Consider the following 8086-nt stretch of genomic DNA (forward strand, 5'->3'; position numbering starts at 1 on the left):
CACCGCGCAGCACCGACTAGTGAACTTTTTGCACGAATTCGACCCGAATAGGGGAAAGGAAGTTACGTGCTAGACGTCAACTTCTTCGATGAACTCCGGATCGGTCTGGCCAGCGCCGAGGACATCCGCCAGTGGTCCTTCGGCGAGGTTAAGAAGCCGGAGACCATCAACTACCGCACGCTCAAGCCGGAGAAGGATGGCTTGTTCTGCGAGAAGATCTTCGGTCCCACCCGGGACTGGGAGTGCTACTGCGGCAAGTACAAGCGCGTTCGCTTCAAGGGCATCATCTGTGAGCGCTGCGGCGTCGAGGTGACCCGCGCCAAGGTGCGCCGTGAGCGGATGGGCCATATCGAACTGGCCGCGCCCGTCACTCACATCTGGTACTTCAAGGGCGTGCCCTCGCGCCTCGGGTACCTGCTCGACCTGGCTCCGAAGGATCTGGAAAAGATCATCTACTTCGCGGCCTACGTCATCGTCGGTGTCGACGACGAGCTGCGTCACAGCGAACTCTCCACGCTCGAAGCCGAGATGGAGGTCGAGAAGAAGGCCGTCGCCGATCAGCGTGACGCCGACCTGGAGGCCCGCGCCCAGAAGCTCGAGGCGGATATCGCCGAGCTCGAGGCCGAGGGCGCCAAGTCCGACGTGCGCCGCAAGGTCAAGGACGGCGGCGAGCGCGAGATGCGCCAGCTCCGCGATCGGTCCCAGCGTGAGCTGGACCGGCTCGACGAGATCTGGAGCACCTTCACCAAGCTCTCGGTCAAGCAGCTCATCGTGGACGAGGTCCTCTACCGCGAGCTGGTCGACCGCTACGGCGAGTACTTCACCGGCGCGATGGGCGCGGAGTCCATCCAGAAGCTCATGCAGAGCTTCGATATCCACGCCGAGGCCGAGAACCTGCGCGAGACCATTCGCTCGGGCAAGGGCCAGAAGAAGCTGCGCGCGCTCAAGCGTCTGAAGGTCGTCGCGGCCTTCCAGATGAACGGCAACTCGCCCATGGGCATGGTGCTCGACGCCGTTCCGGTGATCCCGCCGGAGTTGCGTCCGATGGTTCAGCTCGACGGTGGCCGTTTCGCCACCTCCGACCTGAACGATCTGTACCGCCGCGTGATCAACCGCAACAACCGCCTCAAGCGACTGATCGACCTCGGCGCGCCCGAGATCATCGTCAACAACGAGAAGCGGATGTTGCAGGAGTCCGTCGACGCGCTGTTCGACAACGGTCGTCGTGGACGTCCGGTCACCGGACCGGGTAACCGCCCGCTGAAGTCCCTGAGCGATCTGCTCAAGGGCAAGCAGGGTCGTTTCCGTCAGAACCTGCTCGGCAAGCGCGTGGACTACTCGGGCCGTTCGGTCATCGTGGTCGGTCCGCAGCTCAAGCTGCACCAGTGCGGTCTGCCCAAGCTGATGGCGCTCGAGCTGTTCAAGCCGTTCGTGATGAAGCGTCTGGTCGACCTGAACCACGCGCAGAACATCAAGTCCGCCAAGCGCATGGTGGAGCGTCAGCGTCCCCAGGTGTGGGATGTCCTCGAAGAGGTCATCGCCGAGCACCCGGTGCTGCTGAACCGCGCGCCCACCCTGCACCGTCTGGGTATCCAGGCCTTCGAACCGCAGCTGGTCGAGGGTAAGGCCATCCAGCTGCACCCGCTGGTCTGTGAGGCGTTCAACGCCGACTTCGACGGCGACCAGATGGCCGTGCACCTTCCGCTGTCCGCGGAGGCGCAGGCCGAGGCCCGCATCCTGATGCTGTCCTCGAACAACATCCTGTCGCCCGCGTCGGGCCGACCGCTCGCCATGCCGCGTCTGGACATGGTGACCGGCCTGTACTACCTGACCCGACTCGTCGACGACGACAAGGGCGAGTACCGGGCGGCTACCAAGGACGGGCCGGAGCGGGGCGTGTACTCGTCCCCCGCCGAGGCGCAGATGGCGGTCGACCGTGGCGAGCTGACCGTGCGGTCGCTCATCAAGGTGCGGCTGATCGATCAGCGTCCGCCCAAGGACGTCGAGGCCGAGCTGTTCCCCGACGGCTGGAGCCGTGGCGACGCGTGGACCACCAAGACCACGCTCGGTCGCGTGCTGTTCAACGAGTTGCTGCCCGCGGACTACGCGTACATCAACGAGCAGATGCCGAAGAAGCGTCAGGCGACGATCATCAACGATCTCGCCGAGCGCTACCCGATGATCGTGGTCGCGCAGACCGTCGACAAGCTGAAGGACGCGGGCTTCTTCTGGGCCACCCGTTCCGGTGTGACGGTCTCCATGTCGGACGTTCTGGTTCCGCCGGAGAAGGCCGAGATCATGGAGCGCTACGAGGCGCAGTCCGATCAGATCGAGAAGAAGTACCAGCGTGGTGCGCTCGATCACCAGGAGCGCAACAACGCCCTGGTCAAGATCTGGCAGGAAGCGACCGAAGAAGTCGGTAGGGCGCTGCGCGCGCACTATCCGCCGGACAACCCGATCATCACGATCGTCGAGTCGGGCGCGACCGGTAACTTCACCCAGACCCGTACCCTCGCCGGTATGAAGGGCCTGGTCACCAACCCCAAGGGTGAGTTCATCCCGCGGCCGATCAAGTCCTCCTTCCGTGAGGGCCTGACGGTTCTGGAGTACTTCATCAACACCCACGGTGCCCGTAAGGGTCTGGCCGACACCGCGCTTCGTACCGCCGACTCGGGTTACCTGACCCGTCGTCTGGTGGACGTCTCGCAGGACGTCATCGTGCGCGAGCACGACTGTGGCACCGAGCGCGGCATCGTCGTTCCGATCGCCGAGAAGCTGGTCGACGGCACGATCATCCGTGACGCGCACGTGGAAACCTCCACCTACGCACGGACGCTCGCGTCGGACGCGCTGGACGCCAAGGGCAACGTCGTCGTGGGCAAGGGCGCCGATCTCGGCGATCCCGCGCTCGAGGCGCTGCTGGAGGCCGGTATCACCGAGGTGAAGGTCCGCTCCGTGCTGACCTGCACCACCGGCACCGGCGTGTGCGCGACCTGCTACGGCCGCTCCATGGCGACCGGCAAGCTGGTCGACATCGGTGAGGCCGTCGGCATCGTCGCCGCGCAGTCCATCGGTGAGCCCGGTACCCAGCTGACCATGCGTACCTTCCACCAGGGTGGTGTCGCGGGTGATGACATCACCGGCGGTCTGCCGCGTGTCCAGGAGCTCTTCGAGGCTCGCGTGCCGAAGGGCAAGGCGCCTATCGCCGAGGTCTCCGGCCGTATCCGCCTCGAGGACGACGACCGCTTCTACAAGATCACCATCATCCCGGATGACGGTGGCGAGGAAGTCGTCTACGACAAGCTCTCGAAGCGTCAACGTCTGCGTGTGTTCAAGCACGACGACGGCAGCGAGCGTCTGCTCTCCGACGGTGACCACGTCGAGGTCGGCCAGCAGTTGCTGGAAGGCGCGGCGGATCCGCACGAGGTGCTGCGCGTGATGGGCCCCCGTCAGGTGCAGGTCCACCTGGTCCACGAGGTCCAGGAGGTCTACCGCTCGCAGGGTGTGTCGATCCACGACAAGCACATCGAGGTCATCGTTCGTCAGATGCTGCGTCGCGTGACGATCATCGACTCCGGTGCGACGGAATTCCTGCCCGGCTCGCTCACCGAGCGTGCCGAGTTCGAGAGCTCCAACCGTCGCGTGGTCGCCGAGGGCCGTGAGCCCGCGGCGGGTCGCCCGGTGCTGATGGGTATCACCAAGGCGTCGCTGGCCACCGACTCGTGGCTGTCGGCGGCCTCCTTCCAGGAGACCACCCGGGTGCTGACGGACGCGGCCATCAACTGCCGCTCCGACAAGCTCATCGGCCTGAAGGAGAACGTGATCATCGGCAAGCTGATCCCGGCCGGTACCGGTATCAACCGTTACCGCAACATCCAGGTTCAGCCGACCGAAGAAGCTCGTGCCGCCGCGTACGCGGTGCCGTCCTACGACGACACCTACTACAGCCCGGACAGCTTCGGCGCCACCACCGGTGCCGCCGTCCCGCTGGACGATTACGGTTTCAGCGACTACCGGTAATCGGTAGGTAGAACAACGATCGCCCCGCTCCGTTCTCGGAGCGGGGCGATCGTCGTCTCACGGTATTGTCGAGGGATGAGCGTGGCGTATGACCACTACCCCGAGCTGCACCGACTCGTAGAGCAACTACAGCCCGAGGCCGCACCCGCGGCACGGGCGGCCCTACTGCGCTTGGTACGAGGAGAGGCGAGCGACCGGCTCGCGGCTCTGCCCACGTTCGACGGCCCGGACGATCTCAGCGAGCGGATGGACAGCGACCTCTTCGAGGCCCCGTGACGTTGATCGTCGATGCCAACGTCTTGGTCGCGGTCATGAATCGACGGGACAACCGGCATACGGAGATGAGAACGTTCCTGGCAGGGCGGGATGACGATTTCGTGGTGACACCCTATGTGGTCGCCGAGGTCACCTATCTGCTACAGAAGTACGCGGGCGCGGTCGCGGAGATCCAGTTCATGGAGGCGGTGCGCGACGGCCTCTTCCGTGAGGAGTTCGACGCTGCTGATTCCACGCGGATCATCGAACTGATGAAGCAGTTCGCCGGTTATCCTCTCGGCGCGGCGGACGCGTCGCTCATCGCCGTCGCCGAGCGTCTCGGTGTTCGCGATATTGCGACGGCCGACAACCACTTTCGCGCGGTCAGAACGGCGGGCCTGGATTACATCAACGTGTTGCCGTAGCCCGACCGCCAGTCGCGCCTGATGATGACGGTTCAGCGACTACCGGTAATCGGAAGCTAAGACAGACGGTCGCCCTGCTCCGTTCGGAGCGGGGCGATCGTCGTCTCACTGGGGTACCAGCGTGCGGTTTTCGTGTCGGCACCGATCGGTCGTGTGCTCGTCATCTTCGGCACTCCATCAGGACGGTTCCGCGTCGTGTGGGCGGCGTCGACTGTGGGGGTTCCGGAGGCAGCGAGGGCGAATTCCGGTGAGTGGGAGAGGTTATGGACGCGATTATCGGTGATCTGGTAATGGCCGAATTCCAGAAGCTGGGGTTCATTCGGTACGCGGGGATCGTGGCGGTCGAATTCGCGACCGGTCGCCATGTGGTCTCGATCGATCCGGGACCCGAACATCTCAATCAGAACGGTGATCTGCACGGCCCGTTGCTGTTCGGACTCGCCGAGACCGCCGCGATCGGTGCCGCGATCTCGACCATCGTCGGCCTGGTCGGCGATGCTTTCGTCGTGGCCAAGGGTGGCAGGATCGAATACAGCGCGCGCGCCGAGAGCGATGCCGGGCCGTTCATCGCGACGTCGGAGGTGGACGCCGAGTTGCTCGATCGGGTGCGCACGGACGCGGTCGCTCGCCGACCGGTCGAATTCGAAGTGCCGGTACGCGTCGTCGACAACACCGAAAAGCTCGTCGCCGAAGCCTTTTTCACCGCCGTGATCCGGCCGCCGCGCACCTGATCGCGAGGCAACCCGGTGGCTCGGTCGTCACCGTTCGTAGAGGGTAGCCAGGTCGACCAACAGCACATCGTCGGCGGCACGCAGGTTCCTGTCGAAACCGGCGCCGCTGTAGCAGGCGAGGATTGTGCCGCTTGTGTCGTAGCCCTTGTTGGACAGCAGTTCTCGGGCGCGGCGGAGGCGGTCGAGGTGACCGGGGGTCATGGTCCGGTCCCATTTCGCTTCGCCCAGCGACAGGATTCGGCGCGGGCGCCCCGGTTCCTCCGGTGCGAGAACGGCCACGTCGATCTGGATCTGCGTTTTGCGTTGCGGGTCCTTGACCGTCGCGGCCGCGACCCGGCTCGGCAGTTCGCCGAATACGCCGGCTCCCGCGGACATCGCCCAGTCACGGCATATCCCCTCGAAATGCGGGCCGACGACCTGTGCGAGAAAGCCGGCTCGCGAACCGATCCAGGCGGCTTCCTGATGACCGCGCTCGAGGGGGGTCCAGTGTCGTCGCATGATCGCCTCGTAGAAGACGATCAGGGGTTCGGCGATGCGATAGAGAGGTTTCCCCCGGGTGAACGGGTCGGTCTCGCGCACGATCAGCCGGGAATCCTCCAGCACCGCGAGTGGATGCGCCATATCGGTGCTGGCGCGTCCGATCGCGCCGGCGATACCGCCGCGGGTGCAGTTTCCGGCGGCGATCGCTCCGAGAACGGCGTGGTAGAGGGCGATATCGCGAATCTCGGTCTCCTCGGCGAGGAGGTAGCGCGCTTCGCGGAAGAGCGGAGTCTGTGGATTCAGCACCGTTCGGCACACCCAGGAATCGAAGTCGGCGAGCGAATCCGGCGCGTCTCCCGCGACGAATTCCCGTCGATAGGCGGGTGTGCCGCCGACGGTGGAATGGACGAGTACGGCCAGTCGCGGGTCATCGATTCCCCAGAACTGCGCGGCCGCACGATATTCGAGCGGTTCGACAACCAATTCCAGGCTCGCGCGGCCACGAAGCGGCGCGTTGCCGGACAGCAGCCCGCCCATCACCGACATGGCCGATCCACACAGCAGCAATCGCGATCCGGCTTGTCTGGCGGCGCCGCGGGGGTCGAGGGCTCGCTGGATCAGTGACGGCAATGCCGGGGTGGCCTTGTTCAGGTAGGGGAATTCGTCGATGACGATCAGGCCGTCGCCGACGACGGCGAACAGTCGGTCCAGCGCCTCCTCCCAGTCACGGAACGCGTAGCGACCGCCACCCGCGTATTTCGCGACGGCTCGCCCGAACCGTTCCAGCGCCTCCATCTCGGTGGCCTCGGTCGCGGTGAAGAAGAATCCGCCGACGACTTCGACCAGAGCGTCGAGCAGATAGGTCTTTCCCTGTCGCCGTCGGCCGCCGACGATACCGAGACGCACATCGGGACTGGTCGACGTGGCGAATCGCGTCAGGCCGTCCCATTCACGGTCGCGATCGAAAACGCGCTCCGGCTTCTCCATGGATGTAACCGTACTTCTTATAACTATACTTATATCTAGTTTTGGTTCAGGAAGCTCGGGTTCATCCGACAGGCAGCGTACGGACGGCAGCGCTGCCGAAGACTTCAGCGCTCGCTGTCGAGCATCGCCATCTGCGCCTCGGCGTAGCGGGTACCCGCCACCCGATCCGCGGGCACCGCCGCCTCGATCGCGGCGAGATCGCCCTCGGTGAGCCCGATATCCAGTGCTCCGACCGTTTCCGCCCACCGATCGCGTCGCCGCGCGCCGATGATCGGCACGATATCCGTGCCACGGCTCAGCACCCAGGCGATGGCCGACTGTGCCACCGAGATATCGTGCTGGGCCGCGACTTTCGCGAGCGCGTCGACCAGCTCCAGATTCCTGACCAGGTTCTCGCCTTGGAATCGCGGGGTGTGCGCGCGGTAGTCGTTGCCGCCGAGGGGCGTTCCCGCGCGGACCGATTCGCTGAGCAGTCCGCGTGAGAGCACGCCGTAGGCGGTGATCCCGATGCCGAGTTCGCGGGTGACGGGCAGGATCTCGGCTTCGATGCCGCGCGAGATCAGGGAGTATTCGATCTGTAGGTCGGCGATCGGGGCGACGGCCGCCGCACGGCGAATGGTGTCGGCGCCGACTTCGGACAGTCCGATGTGACGGACGTAGCCCGCCTCGACCAGGTCGGCGATGGCGCCGACGGTGTCCTCGATCGGAACCGACGGATCCAGTCGCGCGGGCCGATAGATATCGACGTAGTCCACCCCGAGTCGTTGCAGGGAGTAGATGAGGAAGTTGCGCAGGGCGGCGGGGCGGTTGTCGACGCCGCCCCACGTTCCGCCCGGCCCGCGCAGCGCGCCGAATTTGACGCTGAGCACCACGTCCTCACGCGGACGGTCGGCGATGGCCTTGCCGACCAGCTGTTCGTTGTGTCCGGCGCCGTAGAAATCGCCGGTGTCGATGAGATTCGCGCCGGAATCGAGCGCGTCGTGGATGGTGGCGATCGATTCGGCGTCGTCGGAGGCGCCGTATATGTCGCCGGACATGCCCATGGTGCCGAGGCCGACGCGGCCGACGGTCGGGCCGGTGTTGCCGAGTCGCACGGTGGTGATCTTCGATGTGGTCATGTTCTCAGCGTGAGCGCGATGGCACGGCGGTGGCAGAGACCGTTCATCGGGGGAGCGGCGATCCCTGGCT

The 8086-nt window shown here is 65.3% G+C and carries 6 protein-coding genes; 4 read left to right on the forward strand and 2 right to left on the reverse strand.

The genetic code is table 11. From position 1 onward, the window contains the following. The first annotated feature begins 66 nt into the window (after window positions 1-66). The 4 genes from JZ792_RS27805 (at window position 67) to JZ792_RS27820 (ending at window position 5431) form a co-directional block, all read left to right on the forward strand. Complete coding sequence (locus JZ792_RS27805) at window positions 67-4020, forward strand: DNA-directed RNA polymerase subunit beta' (RefSeq protein ID WP_216914942.1); 3954 nt, start codon at window positions 67-69, stop codon at window positions 4018-4020. A gap of 75 nt (window positions 4021-4095) precedes the next feature. Continuing rightward, window positions 4096-4296, forward strand: coding sequence for a hypothetical protein (locus tag JZ792_RS27810; protein ID WP_216914944.1), 201 nt, complete (start codon window positions 4096-4098; stop codon window positions 4294-4296). Beyond that, a complete protein-coding gene (locus JZ792_RS27815) occupies window positions 4293-4700 on the forward strand; it encodes a type II toxin-antitoxin system VapC family toxin (protein WP_216914946.1) in 408 nt (135 codons plus the stop codon). Before JZ792_RS27810 ends, JZ792_RS27815 begins: the two co-directional genes overlap by 4 nt. A gap of 263 nt (window positions 4701-4963) precedes the next feature. After that, complete coding sequence (locus tag JZ792_RS27820) at window positions 4964-5431, forward strand: PaaI family thioesterase (protein WP_216914948.1); 468 nt, start codon at window positions 4964-4966, stop codon at window positions 5429-5431. Between the two features lie 27 nt (window positions 5432-5458). Here the strand turns inward: JZ792_RS27820 and JZ792_RS27825 are convergent, their stop codons facing one another. Both JZ792_RS27825 and JZ792_RS27830 read right to left on the reverse strand, forming a co-directional pair. Further along, a complete protein-coding gene (locus JZ792_RS27825; RefSeq protein WP_216914950.1) occupies window positions 5459-6898 on the reverse strand; it encodes an AAA family ATPase in 1440 nt (479 codons plus the stop codon). Window positions 6899-7002: 104 nt separating this feature from the next. After that, entirely contained in the window at window positions 7003-8016 is a 1014-nt protein-coding gene (locus JZ792_RS27830; RefSeq protein ID WP_216914952.1) for an aldo/keto reductase, read from the reverse strand. Window positions 8017-8086 lie beyond the last annotated feature (70 nt).

This window comes from Nocardia noduli, assembly GCF_019038455.1.
Classification (GTDB): Bacteria; Actinomycetota; Actinomycetes; order Mycobacteriales; family Mycobacteriaceae; genus Nocardia; species Nocardia noduli.

Bases quoted from the DNA above. Each gene is read 5' to 3' on its own strand.
- JZ792_RS27830 (WP_216914952.1), bottom strand. From the start codon at position 8,016: ATGACCACATCGAAGATCACCACCGTGCGACTCGGCAACACCGGCCCG.
- JZ792_RS27825 (WP_216914950.1), bottom strand. From the start codon at position 6,898: ATGGAGAAGCCGGAGCGCGTTTTCGATCGCGACCGTGAATGGGACGGC.
- JZ792_RS27810 (WP_216914944.1), top strand. From the start codon at position 4,096: ATGAGCGTGGCGTATGACCACTACCCCGAGCTGCACCGACTCGTAGAG.
- JZ792_RS27820 (WP_216914948.1), top strand. From the start codon at position 4,964: ATGGACGCGATTATCGGTGATCTGGTAATGGCCGAATTCCAGAAGCTG.